Source organism: Planctomycetota bacterium, assembly GCA_039182125.1.
In the GTDB taxonomy this organism is placed as follows: Bacteria; Planctomycetota; Phycisphaerae; order Tepidisphaerales; family Tepidisphaeraceae; genus JBCDCH01.
In genome coordinates this window covers 1-20,174 of sequence record JBCDCH010000070.1, presented here as the reverse complement: position 1 = coordinate 20,174, position 20,174 = coordinate 1, and the positions used below count along the sequence as shown (strand labels likewise).

The following is a 20,174-nucleotide window of genomic DNA, read 5'->3' as shown; positions in this document are numbered from 1 at the left end:
GTTGAGCGTGAGGGGTTTGTATTCAACCTCTTGGTCTTCCGTGCTTTCGTTCTCTGCGCCTCCCTCTTCCGAATCATCCTCGACGACACCATCATTGATGCGGACGATCGCGTCCTTGGTATACAGCGTCGGGAGATAGCCCAAGTCCAACCCCAAATCCAACCCCTCGGCGTCGACCAGGACCGAAGCGTTGAAGGTTGCGTCGTCCTTGACGTAAAACTCGGGCAGACCGCCTTCGGGGAGGATCACCCCAAAGGTCGCGTCCACGTCGGCGGTGGCCTTGATCTGGATACGCTCGGCGCCAGACGCCGCGCTGATCGCGCCGTCTCGGATCAGGCCGAGCCCGTCGGCGACGGCGGCGTCCAGGAAGATGCCCAGCTCCCCTTCTTGCTCGAAGGTGTCGTCCCAATCCAGGCGGAACTCCATCTTCTTGGGCTCGGCGGGGTCGGCGGGGTCGCCGGTCGAGCCGCCGTCGGCGGCAACCTTGACTTCGACCTCGGCGTCGATCCCCAAACGGTCCTTCACGTACCGCGTGACCTCGGCGGCGAGGCCCTCGAACGATTCGGGCGGGTCCGCGAGCAGGTGGGCGCGGAGTTCCGTGAGCTCTTCCGATAGCTTGACGTAGTCGTTGACGCTCTTGTTGATCACCGGCAGCTCGTCCGACAGCAGCTCGGTTTTTTCGAGCTCTTCGAACCATTCGATGGCCCCGTCGAGAACCTGGATGAACTCGTTGAGGGCGATGCCCGCGAAGGCCCGCAGCGCGTCGAAGTCTTGGGTCTTGGTGACACTCAGAGTGGAAAGATCGGTCAGATCGGTCCACTCCACGCGGTAGCCCGGGACCCCGGGGACCGTGCCCAGTTCCGTGTCGGCGAAGCGAATGTCGGACAGGTCCAGCACCGCCCCGGAGTCGAACGTGAGATCGAACGCGGGGGTGTCCTCGGAGCCCACCGCGTCGAGCAGGTCGCTGAGCCGCACGGCTTCGGCCTGGCCGCTGGCGGGGTTGAGGTGCGTGAAGGCGAAGCCCGCGTTGGCCGTGGCCAGCCCGTCCACCACGGTCAGGTCGGTGAAGCCCAGACGGGCGTCGGCGGTGATCGGATCGGCCGACAACGCCACCGAGCCGTTGGCGGAGATCTCGTTGACCGTAATGCGATCGGTGAAGCGCTGCCGGGGGGTGTTGATGGCGGCCAAGTGCAGCTCGGCCGAAGCCGCGTTGGGGACGGGCCCGGCGACTTCTTCGTGCCCGACCAGGCCAATGGGTGCCGCGTCGATGCCCTCGATGCCCTGGACCGGTTCGCCATCGATATAGGTCACGGGTTCGGTACCCGCGCTAAGGACAATGAACGGCTGATCCGCGGCGGGCGACAAGACCAGCTTGCCCTCGGCGTTCGCGGAGGCAAACACCTGGTCCGTGAACCCGGCGGCGTCCAACGCGGCCTGGATCAGGTCGACCAAGCCGGCGCGGTCGGTGACCGGCACCGGGAGGCTCGCCGACGCGGGCACGGCGACTTCCCGGAACGTCTGGCCGTCGGTGCTCAAGAGGAACGACGCGGGTTCGGTGGTCACGCCGTCGGCGGGCAGCGGCGCCCCGCCGACCAGCGTCCGGCCGACCTCCGGCACCAGCACCAGCAGCCCGGCGGCCCAACGCTCGGTTGTGTCGACCAAACGGAGCCGGTCGTCTTCGGTGAGTTCGGCACGAACGAAAGCACCCGCCCCGGCGTCGGCGATCGCCGCGTTGACGTCCGCGATCAGATCGGCCGCGGAGCCGTTCGACGCGTCGGGCGCGACCACGACGTCGAAGTACCGGTGCTCGTCGGCGGTCAGGCCGGCGACCCCGATGCGGAACACCGCGTCGGACGACAACCGGCCGTCGGCCGGCAAGACGTCGACGCTGTCGCCGGGCAGCAAAGCCCCGGTGCCCGCCACGATGCCGGATTGCTCGCCGCGCAGATCGATCGACAGGTCGAAGCGGAAGTCGTACTGCGCGGTCGTCACCAGGTCGGTGCCCGTCTCGAGCAATAGCAGCTCACCCAAGTCCAGGTCGACACGCAGCGGCGTCGTGTCGGTCTGCTCGTCGCCGGCGGTAAACACGAAGTCGACCCGCTGGTTGACCTCGTCGTATTCCATATCCAGCGTGATCGTCCCGCCGAAGTCGTCGGACAACTCGACCTCGTCGATGAGGTTGAGCAGGTCGTCGATGGTTTCGAAACGCGGGTTGCCCGCGTCGTCGCGGAGGCTCGGCAACAGCACGTGGTTGATGATCGCGCCCACCACCGCGTAATCGCTGAGGTTCACGTCGGCGATCACCAGATCGATCCCCAACGCTTCGCCCGCAGAACGCACCATCCACGAGCCGACGCTCTGGAACAGCTCGATCACCCCGTCGGCGGATACCGTGCGGAACTGCTGCAGGCCTTCAAAATCGCCGAAGTATTCAAACGACGGCCGCGGGTCGGTCAGCAGGTTGTCGACGGTCAGCGTCAGGGTCGGCGGGTCGGGCATCGTCCACGTACCGATCTGCAGCAGCACCGGGAGCCGGAACGCGAGCCGCTCTTCGAGGATCGTCAGCGCGGCGGTGTCGATGCCGTCGGTCGGGTCGTTGTCGGGCGTAATCGATGCCCGCAACGCAAGGTCGGCGGTGGCGCCGCCGAGGCCGACGTTGAAAATCCCGACCCGCGCGACAAACGACGCGTCGTCGATCCCCGCGCTCACGTCCAGTTGAATGGGCCCGTCGATCTGACCGAAAAACTCCGGGAAGCCGGAATCCGTGTCCAGATTCAGGCCGAAGCTCAGCTGGAAGTCCACGGCGGCGTAAGCCGAAGCGGACGCGGTTAAATCCAGGTCCAAGCCGACGCTCTCGAGGTTGTCCGCGAGCAGGTCTTGTTGGATGTCCCATTGCGAAGCACGCTGGAACTGGAAGTCCAGTCCGAACTCGATCCGGGAATCGGACACGAGCGCGTCGGAAGGAGCGAGAAGCCGGATGCCGGTTTCTTCGAGCTCGGCGTTGAGCTGCTCGATTTCCCCGGCAACCCAAGCCGCGATCGTGGTATTGAGATAGTTCAGGACGCCCTGCACGGTCAGGTCGCCGGAAAACTGGTTGGCGTCCAGGTAGTCCTGCAACGGCCCGATCAGGTCGGTATCGATGCGCTCGCGGAGCGAACCCAGAAAGTCGCGTACGGTGACCGGATCAACCTCCGCCTCGTCCACGCCCCGGGATTCCAGGAACTCAACCACCCGGTCCAAGTCGTCGAGCTGCGTCAGGCTGCCCTCGATCGCGTCGGAGAGTTGGCCCAGCCCGCTGCGCAACGCGCCAATCTCGAAGAAATTCAGGGTCCGCGCGTCGGCCGTGTTGGCCAAAGCCGCAGGCGGATCCGAAAACGCGAACGCCGGCTCGACCGTCAACGCACCCGAAGGCGCCGCGTTCTGCACGTCCGGAGCCGACGACGCTTCGATCGTCGACAGGTCGATCGATAGCGTTTGGTCCCCCAAGAGATCCTCTCGGTCGTGGACGCTGGCGCTGAGCAAGAGGCGAGGCTCAAGCGGCATCAAGCCCGGCCGCGGCGCATAGGGATTCGAAACGGAGCGATCGGTCGTGCGCTTGGCCACGAAAACTACCTCCTGCGATAGCCGTTCCGGGGGCGGCGGGCCACAGCGAACCCAATAGACAGATCGCCCGCCCGAGACGGGAATTCCGGAACGAGATGAGAGTCAGAAACCCAAGAAAAACAACAGAAAAACAACCGCAAATTTAGTTGACAACGATCATAATGATGGTCATCGGTGTGTCAAGAAAAAAGAGATAGATTTGTCGAAATCACAACGACGCTCGCGGCTGCCGGACTCCGACTTCGTGCCGACGCGATGGCCGCAAAGGAGAGCAGATCGATCGGTGAGAAGAGAGAACTTCATGCCAACGGACATGGCTCACCATTAAACAGCCGCAGGAACTCCAGGAACTCGATGGTCGGTTCACCAATCGCGACATGGTCCAGTTCCGCGTCCGCCGGGCACCGCCTCGCCAAGACCTGTCTCGGGGCGTGTAAGGGAACACCGGGGAGTCCGTCTTCAGACTAGCCAAGGATTTACTCATGCCTTGATCGATCGAGGCTCTGAACGAACCGGGCGACGGCGATCCGCGTCTCCGTGACCCGAACGGGGGATCACGCAAAAAGCGTCGCCGACGCGCCCAAGGTCACGCGGGTCGGGTGATGTAGTCCACGGGGATCGCGGGGTGGTCCGGCGAGTCGTCGTAGTCGACGCGTAGACGCACCGCGGACAGGTGGTACGAACCCCGATTGAACCGACGCTTGAGATCGGGGATCGCCGACTCGATGCGGCAGAACAGCAACTCCCCGACGTCTTCGAACGTTCCGCTCTCGAAGGTCCGGCTAAACACGTCGTCGATGATCCCCTCCAGGACCGCCTTGGTCTGCTGGTTGATCACGAACGTCATGCCGCCCGGCCGGTTGGCCTTGAACTCGATCCGCAACTCGACCGGGTGGTTGTGCGGCCGAGGGTCGGTGCCGATTTCCGGGTGGTGGGTATGGACGAGGTTGACGTAGAACGGCCCGACGACGGCCGACGAGACCGGGACCGTATGAACCTTGGTGATTGTCTGCTCCATATTCCGTGCTCCTATGGGTGGCCTTGAGTGGCCGGGGTTCGCAGGCGTGATTAAGTCGAAGATCCGTTCGGACAAGCCGGGGGCGATCCCGGCGGCGATTCGATGGGTTCAAGGCGTGGCATCAAGGGAAAAGCCCAGACACTCGTCGAGGATCTCGACCAGGGTGGCCGCGTCGCCGTCAAGGATCGCGTTGCCCTTGTCGACGGTCGCAGCCCGGGGATCGCCGAGCGTGCCGTCGGGGGTGAGGTCGGCGGTCAGCCAACCGAAGCCGACCGCTCCTTTGAGCCGTAGGTGTTTGAGGCCGTTCAAAACGCCGGGTAACTGCGGTGTCAGACGATCGCGACGTACATCGTCGGGGGCGATCGCCAGCATCATCGCGGTCTCGGCCTCGTTGGCGTGGATGCCGACCAGGCCTTCATCGGCCGTAACGTGATCGCGGGCACAGCTGAAGCGGAACGGGTGAACGGTGAAGACCATCAGGTCCTTCATCTCTGCTCGGAGGTCACGAGCCACGATATCCAGAACTTCCGGCTGACCGCCGTGGCCATTCAGCAGCATCAGCCGACGCAATCCGCTGCGATACAGCGAACGCCCGAGGTCAGTGATCACGGCGGCCAGCGTCGATGCCGTGAGGCTGAACGTGCCCGGGAACGATTCGTGCTCGTTGCTCTTGCCGTACGGAAGCATCGGCAACGCCCACACCCGCTCGTCGGCGGACCGACGGGCGACCGCACGACGGAGCAGTTCCATGACCTGCGCGGCATCGGTCTGCACGGGCAGGTGCGGGCCGTGCTGTTCAATCGCCCCGATGGGCAGCACCACCAAGGGATCGCTCGGGGCGAGCGAGGCGATATCCCTCGACGTCAGGCGGGTCAGGTCAAACTCGTGCGGCGGTTGCGGAAGCATGGGGGTCGAGTCCACGCGGACGCTCGGAACGGCGTCCGCGCTGGCTTTCACTTCTTGGGCTTGGGATGGCGCTGCGCCTTCGGCTCGGCGGCGTCCGGGTAGCGTTCGAGGTAGATGCGTTTGAGTTCGTACCGGTGACAGGCGTGCGGACGGCGTTCTCGGCAAAGGATGGTCACGGTGCCGTGCTCTTGCTCGAGTTTTCGTAGCCTCCGCAGGCCGTGTTCCGAGATGGTTTCACGGAACTCGGCGTACATCTCGGGCGTGGTGATCTCCTTGGCCCACCAGCGGTTGAGCGTGTCGAGCGACGGGCTGAGCGACTTGATCCAGGTGTCGTACGGGAGCTCGTGGATCGCCGGGTCGCGCACGATGCGCATGACCAGCACGCGGTGACCGTCTTCCGGAGCGGGCGGGTCGTAGACGCTCTTGTCGCGGATCATGCCTCCACCCCCGCGACGTTGGCCTTGCGATCAAAGGGCGTGGGGAACGCACGGCCGCGCTCCCGGTCATCCGTGAACGCCGCGCGCAGCTTCCCGGGGTTGAGCAGGCCACGCGGGTCGTTCTCGCGCTTAGCCCGAAGCAGCGCCTGGGCACCATCGACCAGGCCGCCGTCTTCAAGCACCCACGTGTGCGGATTCGCGACGCCGATGCCGACGGACCCGAGGAAGTCGATCGTCTCCGCGATGGATTCTTCGCCTCGATACGGGACGATCGGCATCGCCCCGACCGAAGGGGCGCCGCCCCAACGCGTGTACTCGCAATGGAACTGGTAGTCGTCGCCGTACTCGGCCTTGACGGCGCGGTACTGCTCGGCGAATCGCCCGAGGTCCATGCCCGTCTGGAGATACGTGTAGTCCTTGCTCGAACGCTTCGCCCAAAGCGTCGTATGGTTCCACGAGTAATCGATCAGACGCTTCCGCGCGTTCTCTTGCGGATCGATCGTGAAATCGAGTTCGCCGCCAAACCGTTCGGCGGCCCGCGTGACGTCGGCAAGACGGCCGCGCTCAAAGATAAGCAGCACCGCGTCGCGGCCCTGGGTGAACGGAAGGTTGGACCTAGCAAAGTGAGCCACGACGCTCGCCTCGGACGTCGAGATCATCCGCAGCGGCACGTCGGTCTGATGGATGAGCTCAACGGCAAACTCATGGGCGGCAACGAAGCCGGGAAACGCAAAGCTCGCCTGCTCCCAGTCGCGTTTGGGCGCGAGCGGCACGGTGACGTCGGCCACGACACCGGTCGTGCCGTACCCGTGCATGTAAACCGACAACCCGTCGCCCGTTGCCGTGATCGGCCGCGGGTCCGCGTTGACCGGGAACACCGTCGCGGCGAGCAGGTTGCCGTCGTAGAGCGATCCGAACTCGGTCGATCCGATCCCACCCGAACCGCCGCAAACGAAACCCGCGACGGTCGCCATCAGGTAGGTGCTCGGGAAGATCCGTGATTCCTGACCGGTCGGCGCGGCGGCCGCGTCCATCTCCGGGAACTTGACCCCGGCTTCGACCCGCGCAAAGCCATCGCCCACCTCAAGCACACGGCCCATCTTCAGCGTATTCACGACCAGCCCGCCGAACAGCGGAACCGCTTGCCCATAATTCCCCGTGCCGCCGCCACGGACCGTCACCGGGGCTCCGAGGTCGTACGCGACGGCCAGCGTGCCCGCCAACTCGCGCGGCGTCGTCGGCCACGCGATCACGTCGGCCCGACGGCCGGCGAGCCGTTCTTCAAGCAGGTTCGAGTACCAATAGAAGTCCGCCGAATTCGTCTCGATCGCGCGCGCATCCACACTCACACGATCGGCGGGCAGAACCTCCAAGAGGCGCTGAGCCAAAGCAACACTTAATGGCGGCATTCAGATACGGGGCTGTTTTAGGCGGGTCTAGCGGGGTGCCATCGCCAAGCCGTGCGCAGACAACCAGACCAGTTTCTATCGGCAAACCGTTCCGGAAACAAGCCTTTTTTCAGCCTCCGCGGTGAAGCCGCATCGCCGCGTCAAAGAGCCGATCGCACTCGGCTTCCATCACCCCGCCCACCACGCGGTCGGGCCCCCACCCCCCCTTCGCAGCAACCTCGTGGCTGCGGATGTCGATCTGGAACCAGCCGGTGGCCTGGAGGTAAGGGATCGACGTCCCGTACACCACGGCACGAAACCCGCCCCAAACACAGGCTGACATGCACATCGGGCACGGCTCCGCGGTCGTGTACAGCACGTAATCGCCGCACCGCCCCGGGTCCCACACCGCGGCGGCTTTTCGGATGCAATCGATCTCACCGTGCAGAGTCGGGTCGTTGTCGGAACAATTGCACCCGGTCGCGACCTCGTCGCCAGTCGTCGCGTCCACGATCAAGGCCCCGAACGGCGCCTTCTCGTTCTCGCGAGCGACTTGGATCGCGCGACGCATATGCCGGTCGTGTACGAGACTCATCGCCGGAGTTTAATCAAGCGTTTCCGACTTCAAGGCTTCGACCGGCGTAAAGAGCCCGACGACGCCGACGCCCAGCCCACCCGCGACACTTGGCTCACCCTGCCCAGCCCAATCGATCCCGGAACCCGACACCCTTCTGTCGGGCCTCACATTCACGCCGGCGTTGCTCCGAACCCGCCGCTGCTGAGCCCGAAGCCCCACATGAACCCGGCGCCCGACCCACCCACACCCCGCTACTCCGCCGAACCGCCAGGTCCTTATCGTCTCGAGCCCGCTACGGTCGCGGCACGAGCCTAGTGATGTATATGTTCGAGGCTGCAGGTATCCCTATCCTCACCGACGGTCGTCGCACCGCGGACGAATCCAACACTCGCGGCTATTTCGAGCTCGAAGCCGCCAAGAACCTAACCCGCCATGACACCTTCCGAAACGAAAACCCTCGGCAAAGCAGTCAAAATCATCCACACCTTCCTGGCCTACCTCCCGGATCGTTTCCGCTACATCTTTCTTTTCATAAAGCGCGACCTCGACGACGTGATCACCTCCCAAGCGAAGATACTTCAACGTCTACATACTACAGATGCCTTCCCATCCATCGCAGTCGACCATGATCAACCGGGAATCGTACTCGAAAGATGAATACACATCGCAGAAGACTGGGCTCAGTTCCAAGCGAATGCAGTTGTTTTGAAAGCCTTACACCGAAACTTGACGATCATTCTCGATTCTTCTGTCCAACAAATTACTTTGCCCTTGGACCAGAAGGGTTGGTCCAAACTGAATTTGCAAGACGTGTTTTGCGAAATTGACAAAACACCGCATCAGCAACAACCTTCAACTTTCAACAGGAATTGCACTACGCCTTAATTCTCAATCAAGTCCATCTCGCCACAGGGTGACCGCCATATATACTTGAATTCAAACCACACCTCATTTTAAATCATTTTTAGCGACAGCCAGAGACCAATCGCTACTTTCAGCCTGCAGCAATTAGGCTTTATAAAATTTCGACGTATTTCAAACAAATATCGTCGATAAGCAAACAGTATCAAAGCATCACAACCTGCATTCACAAAATATTTTTCCTTACCTTCGCCGCATTACCTCAAGCACCGTCAGCTATCAATGCAAGCAAATACGCCAAGCTCTTCCTAAAGATTCCTACAGTGCACGCTATCCTATACAGGCTATGCCACATTTCAACATTCTACCGATCGTCTCCAAGAGCGTTGACGATCAACGACTTAGTGGCGTTAGCCAAACCGGCCAAGCCAACAAAACCCGTACTTAGGACGAGTCCATCCCTCGCAAGGCCTCGCCATGTCACTTCCGCAAGCCCTACAGTGTGGTTTCCAGCTTTATACCTTACGCCATACTCAATCGAGTGCCTCAATCTTCCGCTCGAGTGGTATCTCGCCCTCGCCTCTTCAACAGCACGGCCTAGATGAGTATTAAGAAGAGTTTGATGGAATCTATCTAAACGCCCACCTTCCGCATACTTTGTGATATTTCTTAGGTGAAACAGCTCTTCTTCCAAAACTGTCCACCTCTGACCGGGCGTCCACACATTCTTCCACATATGCTCATTAAGGACGACAATACGCGGGCTTTGCGTAAGAGCAGTTGCAGTACTAACGCTTTTATGAAATGTCAAATAATCATCTAACACACCATTGGGATATGCGCCACGCAAGCTCTCCGGCACAGAACTGGATTGCTTAGATAGGCCGATTTGAAGCGATCCGCCCCCACTTGGCTTGACATTTCCAATACGTCCAACAGCTCCGGCGGATGACAATAAACCAGTTGCTAATTCTAGCGACCCTTTACCATAATTACCTTGCAGTATATTTGCGTAACCAGAAATCCCGCTTCTAGCGGCCTGATATCCTTCATACGCACGGCCCGCGTAACTCACTCCACGCAGCGCAAGCCCTCCGCGACCAGCCTGAACTAAAGCGCCTGAGCCTAAAGTGGCGCCAGTGATAAGTGCCTCACGGTAAATTCCAGCAGTGATGCGGGTGACGTTGAAGCTATCCCCAACGTATTGGCTGCTATTGGTCAAACCGAGCTTATCAGTGGCACCAAAAGTCAGGGTATTCGCAAAAATCTCTTGCCTGGCTACTGCGTCACGAATGAAGACGCCGAATGCGCCATGCTCTTCATAGATTTCATCGAGTTCACGTTGATAGGCTTCTTCAGCATCCCGAAGAGCTTGCGCTTGTAGTTCGGGAAGCCTTCTTTGGAAATTCGCGTGGTCTGCACGCTTAAACAGATCAGCGATAAGGTCTTCATCTTGGGCAATGCCTTCTGTAAAGTATCTGTTTGCACTGCGAATGCTATTGAGTAATCGCCCGGCTACTAGCGTATCTCCGGAATCGAGTGCGGCGTAGTATTGCTGCTCAAGGTTTTGTATGCGATTAATTTCCCACTCAATGTCGAGGGCATATTTTTGATCAAAAGTATCTTTGGTTTCATTTGCCGCCTGCTTAAGGCTCTCGACGAATCCCCTTAAAGTCGGTCCCGTCGGCTTAGGCGTTGGCGAGACAGTACCAAGGCTTAAGTGGAGTTGACCCATTGGGCCCAAATCATCAAAGGTCAAGCCGGATTGGCTTGTCGGAGCTTGGATCGTTGCCGGGCTCGATCCTGAAGCCCCTAAACCGACCAACAACAAACCGCCGTCATAATTCGTTCCGCCTTGATCGAACCCAGACACGTTCGCGGTGATCGCTAATCCACTAAACGGATCGCCGAGTCCCCCGTTGCCGGTGCTCGGGTTCCCGAACGAACCCGTTAGCGGTCCCGAAAAGACCGAACTGTCAGCTGCATAACTGCTGCCATTTTTAATGAACGCCAGCCCCGTTGGATCGGCGTACACACTAGGCGCATTGCCAACGTAACGGTAGAGGTTGGGATCGCCGAAGGTGAAGCCGGAGGGATCTTCGGTGAGGAAGCGGCCGGACTTGGGGTCGGCCCAGCGGGCGTTATGGTGGGTCAGGCCGGTGGTGCCGTCCTGGGCGCGGCCCTGGAAGCCGAAGCCGAAGCCGTCGGCGGAGATCGCGTCGAGGACGACCTGGTCGTTCTGCGAACGGCCGAGCACCTCGCCGAACTGGGCGTACTCGATGTGGTCGGCGACCTCGACGGTCGTGCTGTCGACGACGGCGACCTCGAGGTTGTCGATCCCCCAACTCTCGTCCCACGCAGGGTCCAAGCCCGAACTCGCGAACTTCAAGAGTGCGCTCGTTGCGGTGTGGTCAACCAGGAACGTCAGCCGGTACACGCTGTCGGTGACCGTAGGCTCGCCCGTGTCTGGATCGATGAAGTCGGTGTAAAATTCAGGGTTAAGGGTGTAGCCGAGTGTGTTACGTTCTTCGGCTCCCGATTGGCTGAGGTAGATGATGTCGGTGTCGTGGGGAAGCCGGCCAACTTCACCTTCGCCGTAGCTCTGCGGCTGGCCTAGGCCGTTGCCGGCGACATTGGAGAACGAGGCCTTAAGCAGTTCGTCGCCGTCGATGGTGAAACTAAATTCATCGGGGCTGCCCGCGGATGCGTCCACGCCGTCCCATGTCTTGAGCACGTAGAGGTCGAAAGAGATGCGGAGTTTGCCGTGCTCTTCCGGCAGGTTGGTGAGCTGAAGGGTGACGAATTCAGACTCGGCGTACTCGCCAAGGAACTTGCGTGCCGAGCTGCCGGGGGTGGTCGCGATCCGGAAGTTGCTGGACCAAGAACCACTCACGCCCAGGGAAGTGGTGCCGGGGTTGCTAGAGGTTTCGAAGCCGTTTTCGAAGACGATCACCTCACCCGGCACGGCGATCGAGGAGCCGCCGTCTAAGACGTCGCGGACGGTGCCGGCGGCGTCGGCAAGCAGCCAGTAGGTGCGGTCGTCACTACCGCCGGGTGTGGTGGCGGGCGCGAGGACGGCCGTCGGTGTTTCGCTACCCGGAGCGTTCAGATAGCGGGTGACCGGCTTGCTCTCCTGGCTGAGGTCCACGCTCAGCCGGCGTTCGTTGCCGACGTAGAAATACGCGGTGTCCGCGGCGAGCGAGCTAAGACCGGACCAGTCCGTACGCCTTACCAGCCGGTCTTGCGCGTCGTAGACGTAGAAGGTGCCGCTTAGCGGTTGGCCGTTGTCCAGTTTCGTGATTCCGGTCAGCCGGCCGCGATGGTCCCAGTCGTACTTTTCGGAGATATCTGAGTCGATGGCGTCGCGCTGCGTGAGGCGACCGGCGTCGTCATAGGTGTAGCTGTAAGTGCCATCGCTTTCGAGTCGGTTCGAGCCTTCGGCGGTGACGACGTCGGTGTCGTCGGCGGTTGTTGTCGCGTCGCCGTTGTCGGTCAGGCGGTTGCCGGCGCCGTCGTAGGTGTACGACTCGTCCTCGTTGTTGGCGACCAGCGGGTCGGTCGGATCCGGGTTGGTGATCACGGCCCCGAGGATCTGCCCGGCGGGGTCGTAGGTGTAATCGGTCGTGCGCTCGCCGGGGATGCTGGGCGGCGCGAAATGGTCGATATTGTCCGGTCGATCGAGGGCGTCGCGGTCGTAGGTGTACCGGGCGATGATCCGCGCGGGCGTGACGTTCGCCCCGTCGAGCGGGTTGTCGCTGTCGTTGTGGTGCGTGAGCCGGTGCAGTCGCCCGGCCTGGTCGTACTCGTAGAGCGAGAAGTGGGTGGTGATGTAGTCCACCGAGGAAGACGGCTGACCGGGAGCTTCGGCCGCGTGGACCGCGGTTTGCATCTGGCCGGCCAGGTTGTAGGTGTAAGTGACACGCGTGGCGGGAGACGAGTCGCCCGCGACGGAGGACTGCGTCACGGTCTTAACCCGACCTTGATCGTCGTACGTGTAAGACGTGACGCCGTTGAGCGAATCGGTGACCGAAACGGGCCGGTCGCTTTCGTCGTAGGCATAGGTAAACACGACCGTAGGAATGTTCGAGTCGCGACGATCGATGGTTTCGGTCAACAATCGACCGGCGACGTCGTAAGTGTAGGCGTCGGTTTGTAGCGCAACCGCGGTGTTGATGTTGTCGAATTCGGAAACGGATTCGACTTGGCTGTCGTCCCGATAGGTGTATTCAAACCAGCGTAAAGGCGAGTCGGCTTCCGGGTCGGCGTCGGCGGCGAACCACTGCTCGATCTCCATGCGGTTCAACTCGTCGTAGGCGTACGTGAACTGTTCGCCGGCGCGGTTGATGGTGTAAACGAGATTGCCGTTGTCGTCGTAGCGGTAAGCGTCGTTTTTGCCGAGCGAATCGGTCATGACCGTCTGGCGGTCGGCGTGGTCGTAGGCGTAGCTGGTGGTGTGGCCGTTGGGGTCGGTGTAGCCGACCAGCCGGCCGACGGGGTCGTACTCACGGCGGACGGCGAAGTCGGGGTGGCCGTCACCGTTTTGGTCGCCGTTCTTAGTCGGTTCGGGGTCACCGGCGGGTAGCGATTCGCCGGGGGTCCACGCGGCCACCTTGATGTCGCCGGGATCAACCCAGGCGTCGCCGCGTTCGTCGACGGTGTAGGTCAGACGGCCAAGGGCGTCGTAGAACGACCACGCGGTCTGACCCTGCGGGTGAGTATCGTTACGCAACGCGTCGGTCACCGAGAGCAATTGATCGGCGCTGTCGTAGGTATAGGTGGTCGTGCGGCCGACCAAACCCGCTGCAGCCAGCACGGCGTCGAGGGTTGGCGCCTCAGGCGTCAGCCTGGGGTCCAAACTCAGGCCAGCAACAAAGCCAGCGCCGTTGAACGCGAATCCAGTAGCGGCGTCGGGCGCGACGTCGGCGAGGACGCGACCCGCCCTGTCGTAAACAGTGCCGTATTGCCGCCCCTCTTCGTCGGTGACGAGAACAACCTGGCTGGCGGCGTCATAGGTGGTCTTGACGGTGAATCCATCCAAGGCGGAGGCGTATGGGTTGTCAGGGATGAGGTAGCCCGAGTGGGTCGGGTCCGCGTGCTCTCCGTCGACCAACGCCTTGGCGTCGGCGTTGACGGTATGCGTCGGTCGGTTGAGCCGGTCGTAGAACGTGTAGCTCGTCCGCCCTTCGGCGTCCTGCGAACCGACGAGGTTCCCGTTGTCGTCGTAGGCGTAGCGTGCGGTCGCGACGGCGGCGGTTTGCTCCGTAAAACGGACGTTGCGGAAGACCGACTCCCCGATGGATGCCGCGTCATCGTCCGCAACAAACACCATCCGGTCGAATTCCGAGCCTTCGCCAAGCAAATCGGCGAGATGGATTCGGAAAGGCTTGAAACCCGCATCGACGTTATGGTCGAAATCAATCTCTGAATCGGTAAACACTCCGAGATCGGCGTTGGCGAGTTGGAAATAGCGACTCACTTGCCCCGTCGATCCGGTCCAAATGTTGTTGACGTTCCCCAATACTTTCTCAAAACCGATCCCGTGCAACTCGCCTTTCGTACTGCTGGCAAAATCAAACTCAAGAACCGTCTGCGGCGTGATGACGAGTGAGCCAAGGTCGATGTACTTCCAAGCATTGCCGGTCAGCCGCAGAGTCGCCCCATCGTCTTCAACGGTGAACACCGAGGTGTCGGTATCGTCTTGCTCGCCATCGTGAAAGCTCTGAATGGCCGTGCTGCCAAAATCGATTTCCTGGATCACAACCTCTTCAGTCTCTGTCGACGGCATGGTCTCCGCGATCACCCGGCCCTGCTGGTCGTAGACCGTGCCGTACTGCCGACCCAACTCGTCGGTGACGAGAACCAACTGGTTGGCGTCGTCGTAGGTCGTCACGGTGCTGTAGTGATCGAGATCGGGCACCAGTTCGGTGTTGAGTTCACCGTTACCGTCGGGGTCGAGATCGAGCTTCTGGGTGGTGTCGGCCGGGTTGATCTCGGCCAGCGCGTTGACCTGCCGGGTCGCCCGGTTGCGTTCGTCGTAGACGGTCCACGTGGTTTGATTGAGCGGGTCGGTGACGGCGGTCAGGTTGCCGTTGAGGTCGTAGGTGAAGCGGGTGGCGAGGCCCACGACACGGTCGGCGTTGCCGAGGTCCGCGGCGTCGCGCGAGTGGAACGCTTTGCCCGACACCGGGTGCGGATCGACCTGGATCGCCACGCGGCCCAGCGCGTCGTAGACCGTGCCGTACTCCCGGCCCAACTCATCGACGGCCAGAACGACTCGGCCGAGTGCGTCGTAAACCGTTTCGGTCAGGAACTGACTCAGCTCCGGGGTCTCCAGAGACAGATCGATCTCGCCGTCGGCATCGCTGTCAACGACCAATCCGGCTTCCTCGGCGGCCGGATTCACGGTGGCGATCGGGCGATGGAGCTGGTCGTATTGGGTGTAGCTGGCTCGGCCCAGCGGGTCGACCACGGATAAGAGATTGCCCGCGTCGTCGTAGGTATACGTGGTCACGCGGCCGACGATCTGGCTGTCGTCACCGGCGAGCGCGGCGAAACGACTCGCGCTAGCGTCGCCGGCGAAGGCCAGCCCCGTGGCGGGGTCGGGCGCGATGGAGGCAACCACACGGTTGAGGTTGTCGTACATCGTGCCGTATTCGCGGCCTAACTCGTCAATCGTCAACACCACGCGGCCGCGGGTGTCGTAGACCGTCTCGACCGTGTAATTGTCCGCGCCGACGCCGTTCGCGTCGGGGGACTGGCCCGAGCCTTCCACTTCAGCATTCACGGTCCGGACCAGGCGGTTCAACGCGTCGTAGAAATAAAGCGTCTCGTTGCCGTTCGGGTCGATGGTTTTTACGAGATTGCCGTTGGCGTCGTACTCTTGACGGGAAGTCGGACCGGGCAAGACGAAACTGCCCTCAGTATTCAGATGAACTTGCGCCCCACTGGTATCTGGCCCAGTGTATTTAACACTAATTCCTCGCGCATCGACGTGCTGCAAATAATCTACAACTAAAAAGTGTTCTCCTGCGTCAAGCCAAATTGAATCGCCACCAGACTCCCAGCCCCCCGCTGAATTATATGGGTTAGTAATATCTAACAAAAATTGATCGTCGATATAAATTCTAGCCCCATCATTGGCCGAAAGGTCAAAAACATATTCACCGGCACTCTCTATCTCAAAAATTGCCGTATGTCGATAGACGAAATACTCTTGACGGCCTGAACTAAAACCCGTCAAAAACTGGCCATCGCTACGAACTCCTGTAGCACCTGGATCTTCAAGATCAATGCCTTTGAAGGTGGATGTGCTATGGATGTGCTGTCTCCAATCTCGATCTCTCCAAACCTCCCAGAAGAGTCCTGGCTGATCATGATCAGCTGGCGCGGTCTCGCGCACCTGCCGATTCAACTCGTCGTAGCCGTAAAGCCACGTCCGCCCCAACTCGTCGGTGGTGGAGATCACGTTGCCGACGGCGTCGTAAGAAAGGTCTTGCGTCGGGGCTAGTGGGCCTTGGACCCGCAGGCGTGGCTGATCGGCTTCGTTACCACTTTCGCTGGAGGCGTACTTGACCAACACACCGTCCCCAACGGCGGGGCCACCGATGATCAGGCTTAGCGACCCGTTCGCGGCGATGTGGTCGATCAAGGCCTGGCGGTTCGGGCCGTCTGACAGCGTCAGCGACACGCGGCCGCTGCTGTGCTCGCCCACCGCGATCGTGGTCGAGGCGAGCAATTGGCCGTAGTCGGCGAGGGTGTCGTGGTCGGCGGAAACGACCGGATCACCCACGCCGGGCAGCAGGCTGTTCCAGGTCTTCGCCGCGAGGTCGCCGGATAACGATTCGTTGAGCAGGTAGATATGTTGTTCGGTTTGCGTCGCGTTGGTGTTGTCGGGGGCCGGAGCGTTGGCGGCGGACACTAGTTCAAGCTCCAGCACCAGATCAACGTCGCGATGCAGCCCCTTGGGTGAGTTGATCAAGTCGATCAGCGAATCCGGGACGTCGATACGCAACACACCGACACGGTCGAATTGCGGCTGATGATCGCCCGCGTTCTTCACGAAGATTTCGTTCGAGCTCTCGTGACCGATCGCCGCCTGCGTGTTGTTCGCGAAGCCTCCGCCTCGCACGTAGGTATCGCCGGTGATCTCGATCACGTCGGGCGGCGTATCGGTCGAGGGATAAATCGTTTGGACCAGTCGGTTCCGGTTGTCGTATCGGTAGGACGTAACATTACCCCGCGCGTCAGTGCTCGACACCAGGTTGCCCGCGTCGTCGTACACGAACGTGATGGTCGAAGTGCCCTGCGGCCCCGGCCCGTCTGGGTCGGGCGCGGTTTCGCGGACGACCCGGCCGAGGCGGTCGTACTCGGTCCGGCTGATTTCGCCCAGCGGCGTCTCCGTCGCGATCACTTGCCCCGCCGCGTCGTAGAACGTCGCGTAGCGGTTTCCGTCCGGGTGGTTGTCGTCGCCGGCGTCGATGACCGCGATCACCCGGCCCAGCTTGTCGTGCTCATAGGCCGTGGGGTTGTCGTTCGGATCGATGGTTCGGATCAGCCGGCCCAGCGCGTCGAACACGGACTCCACCTCGGGAGACGCTTGGTTGCCGCTGCCGTCGGGGTCGGGCTGGGTCACCTTGATCGCCCGGTTCAGGCGGTCGTACTCGGTGACCGTGACGGCGACGTTGCCGTCGGGTTCCACCAGGACCTGGGTCAGATTGCCGTTATCGTCGTAGACAAACTTGGTCGTGAGCGCGCCGGCTCCCGACGACAGGTCGCCATCGGGGTCGGAGGTCGTTGTCTCGATCAATCGGTTGGCAAAGTCGTAAAAGCTTTGCGTGGTGTTGTCGTTAGGGTCCGTCGATTCGATGACGTTGCCGCGGGCGTCGTATTTGGTCTTGACGGTATGGTCCAAGCCATCCAGCGCGCCCTGCGAGGTGTTATTGATCAGCCCGTCTCCGTCGGAATCGGCTTGCTTCGCGCCGAGCGCATTGACCGTGTGCGTCACGCGGTCGAGGTCGTCATAGGCAAACAGCGTCCGGTTGTCCCGCGCATCCACGATCGAGGCCAGGTTGCCGCGGGCGTCGTAGACCCACTCCGTGCTGCGGACATCCTCCGAAGCCGGCTTGTCGGCGGGCGCGGGATCGACCTGCTTGATCAACCGGCCGAGCACGTCGTAATGCAGCTTGGTGGTGTTGCCGTTCGGATCGGTGGTGGCAACCACCCGCCCGCCGCCATCGACGCGTTGGCGCACGATCGAGCCGTCGGGCAAGACCGTTGCGGATAGCCGGCCGCGGCGGTCGTATGTCAACCGTGTCGTCCGCCCGAGTGCGTCGGTCTGCGTGGACAACCGGCCTACGCCGTCGTAGGTCATGCGCTGCTGCGTGCCATCGGCATAGGTCATCAACACCGGCCGGTCTTGATCGTCATAAATCGTCTCGGTGACCAGTGCGCCGTCGGCGGTCGCTTGATTCGCACCGCCGTTGTCGTAGATGTGAGACCGGGTCACGTTACCCCGGGCGTCGTATTCCTGTTTCGTAAATGGAGAGGGCAAGTCCTCGTCCTGCGCGGGCACGACCTTATCGGGATCAACACCTCGCGTGGATACGAGCCGGCCGTGCGTGTCGTACTTAAATGAGGTCGTCTGTTCGGGGTGCAGCGGATCGCCTTGGCCGTTGACGATCGGAGCGCCGAAAGTCAAGCCGGTAATCTCGGCCACCTCGTTCGGGCTCACCTGGGCCACAAGCCGTCCTGCGTCGTCGTAGCTGTAGAGCGAAACGATTGCTGGCGCGGGATCGGCTGGATCGGATAGCCCTTCGGCAATCACCTGCCCGGCGGCGTTGTAGAGGTAACGAGTCAAGCTCGCCTGAGACCCGGCCAGATCGCCTACCGAGCCCGTGCCCGGCCGTTCGACCTCCGTCGGGAGGCTTTCGATGCTTGCGCCCACGTACCGGTACTCGGTCACATGATTGAGCGCATCGATCTGGTTGATCAACCGGAAGCGCAAGCCGTCATCGTTCGCGTTATCGAAAAGCCCGTTACCGGGCGCGGGGTCGAGATAGGTCGCTCCGCCGTCGCTGCTGTATTCGTGATCGAATTTCGCAACGATCCTGTCGACACCGCCTAAGTCTCTGATCTCCACCAAAGGCATCAGGTGGTACGAACCCCCCTCATCCGGTTGGTAAATCAGTTCCGAGGCGCGGGAAGTCAGGCTGGAGTTGGTATACCCACCGTAGTGATAAAGCATCTCTCGACCTTCGCGATCCTCCTGCTCCAACAAGACGCCGGAAACAAAGCTATCTCCGGAAATCTCGTTGGAAGCGGAGTAAACCCCTGACGTCGATCTGTGCAGGTTGTCATCGTAGTCGAAGGTTTCGGTCTGGCCGTACGCATCGGTGATCGCGAGTTGCTGGCCACGGTCGTTCCACTCGGCCTGTCGGGTCGTGCTGTCGAAAAACGTTTCGCGTAAGACCTCACCGGTGTCTGCGATCGAGTAGCGCACAATATCACCGCTGCCGTCCACGAATGTGGTCACCGCGCCGGCAAAGTCGCGGCCAAAAGTCACGGCCCGCTCGTCGGCCGAGCCTTCGTTCTCTGCGGTTGTGCCGTAAAGCCCTAAGCGATACCAGAAATGCTCCCGCCGATCGTCGGGCAGCGTCACACGCATCGCCCGGCGATTCGCGTAATATTCATAGCTGGTCTGTTTGGCTTCCGTGGTGTCCGCTCCATCGGAACCCTTTCGCCCCTGCCAAACATCCTTGAGCAAAGACTTGCGAACCGGGTCTTCGTAGTAGGTGTAAGTTGACGATAGGTCGTCTGCTCCACTGCCATTAGAGCCACGAGCCGTGACTCGGGTGAGAGCGTCGTGGTTTAGACCGTTCGGGTCTTTCACCTCGAAGAACCACTCACGCCCGGTGTGATCGCTGAGCGTCAGGTTGCCGCCGGTCCAGTCGAACGACAACTGTTGATCGTTGCCGGTGGCCCGCAGATCTTGGACAGATTCGATCTGCCCGTTGCCGCCATGCATCACCATCACGCCGTCGCCGAAGTTGTCCGCGATCTGGGTCAGTCGGCCCACGGCGTCGAAGCGGTAGCTCATGCCCGCCGGATCGATAAAGCGATACCCGGTCACGAGACCTTCACTGTTCTGCAGCTCCGCCAGCCGGCCGTACATTGTTTTGCTGACGAAGTGGCGGGCGTCGTTCGTGACGGCACCGCCAGAATCCAGTTCGAATACGTGACGGGTTCCGTCGCCGGCGTACCAGACAATCCCATCGATCAGGCTACGAACCGGGTGATCCGGCTCTTCCGGGTCCGGATCAGGATCCGCCGCATGCTCGATGCGACCACCGGTCACCGCCGTGCTGGTCGGATTGGCAAACTCCAGC

At 61.5% G+C, this 20,174-nt stretch carries 8 protein-coding genes; 1 reads left to right on the top strand and 7 read right to left on the bottom strand.

The annotated features are described in order from the left end of the window. The 6 genes from AAGD32_15235 to AAGD32_15210 all read right to left on the bottom strand — a co-directional run. On the bottom strand, positions 1-3,522 hold a 3,522-nt coding region (locus tag AAGD32_15235; GenBank protein MEM8875598.1), incomplete at its 3' end, for a hypothetical protein. 667 nt (positions 3,523-4,189) lie between these two features. Continuing rightward, on the bottom strand, positions 4,190-4,621 hold the full coding sequence (locus AAGD32_15230) for a hypothetical protein (protein ID MEM8875597.1): 432 nt from the start codon (positions 4,619-4,621) through the stop codon (positions 4,190-4,192). A gap of 108 nt (positions 4,622-4,729) precedes the next feature. Further along, a complete protein-coding gene (locus AAGD32_15225; protein MEM8875596.1) occupies positions 4,730-5,527 on the bottom strand; it encodes a creatininase family protein in 798 nt (265 codons plus the stop codon). Between the two features lie 47 nt (positions 5,528-5,574). Continuing rightward, entirely contained in the window at positions 5,575-5,964 is a 390-nt protein-coding gene (locus AAGD32_15220) for a DUF488 family protein (GenBank protein MEM8875595.1), read from the bottom strand. Next, complete coding sequence (locus tag AAGD32_15215; GenBank protein MEM8875594.1) at positions 5,961-7,307, bottom strand: FAD-binding oxidoreductase; 1,347 nt, start codon at positions 7,305-7,307, stop codon at positions 5,961-5,963. The genes AAGD32_15220 and AAGD32_15215 overlap by 4 nt, the downstream gene beginning before the upstream one ends. Before the next feature lie 175 nt (positions 7,308-7,482). Next, complete coding sequence (locus tag AAGD32_15210) at positions 7,483-7,947, bottom strand: nucleoside deaminase (protein MEM8875593.1); 465 nt, start codon at positions 7,945-7,947, stop codon at positions 7,483-7,485. A 414-nt stretch (positions 7,948-8,361) separates the two neighbouring features. On the opposite strand from AAGD32_15210, the gene AAGD32_15205 reads away from it, so the two are divergent. Then, positions 8,362-8,586 carry a hypothetical protein gene (locus AAGD32_15205; GenBank protein MEM8875592.1) on the top strand — a complete coding sequence of 75 codons (225 nt, stop codon included), beginning with the start codon at positions 8,362-8,364 and terminating at the stop codon, positions 8,584-8,586. A 568-nt stretch (positions 8,587-9,154) separates the two neighbouring features. On the opposite strand, the gene AAGD32_15200 is transcribed toward AAGD32_15205, so the two are convergent. Beyond that, positions 9,155-20,143, bottom strand: a complete 10,989-nt coding sequence (locus AAGD32_15200) for an RHS repeat-associated core domain-containing protein (GenBank protein MEM8875591.1) — start codon at positions 20,141-20,143, stop codon at positions 9,155-9,157. Positions 20,144-20,174: the final 31 nt, after the last annotated feature.